Here is a 512-nt window from a genome sequence, read left to right as displayed (position 1 = left end):
TGGCCGCACTCGGCGCCCACCCCCCCGTCCAGGTCCTGATCTGGACCTCGCTGTCGGCCGTCGGCTTCTTCGGCTCCCACATCTGCGTGTACCTGTTCACGCCGGAGCTGTACCCGCCCCGGATGCGCGCCCTCGGCTGCAGTGTCGGTGGCGCGGTCAATCGCCTCGGTGTGATCCTGGGCCCGATCCTGGTCGGCGTGGTCTACAGCGCCGGGAACAACGTCGCCGCGGTCTTCGTGATGCTCGGTGCGGTGGCGCTGGCCGGTGCGGTGGTGGCGGGCGTCCTCGCCGAGGAGACGGCCAACCGGCCGCTGGAGGAGATCTCCCCCTGACCGCCCCGCGCACCGCGCTCGCGACGTCGTCGGCGGCCCGCCCGGTGCTGTGCGGTGCGATCAGTGCCCGGGCCGCGGTGCCGGCGCGCGGTGTCTCCCCGCAGACGGGAGTCCGCGCGGGAGGTCATCGTCCTGCCGCGGAGATCTCCTCGGCACGCCGGTAGTGGAGCAGGACGACCC

Annotated in this window: 1 protein-coding gene; it reads left to right on the top strand. The window is 73.4% G+C overall.

The features are described from left to right. Nucleotides 1–332 (top strand): MFS transporter (locus AC1DUE_RS20160; protein WP_477041187.1); only part of this gene is annotated, 332 nt, incomplete at its 5' end. Nucleotides 333–512 lie beyond the last annotated feature (180 nt).

Source organism: Cellulomonas sp. P4_A2, assembly GCF_056402515.1.
This window is presented reverse-complemented; position numbering and strand designations above follow the sequence as displayed.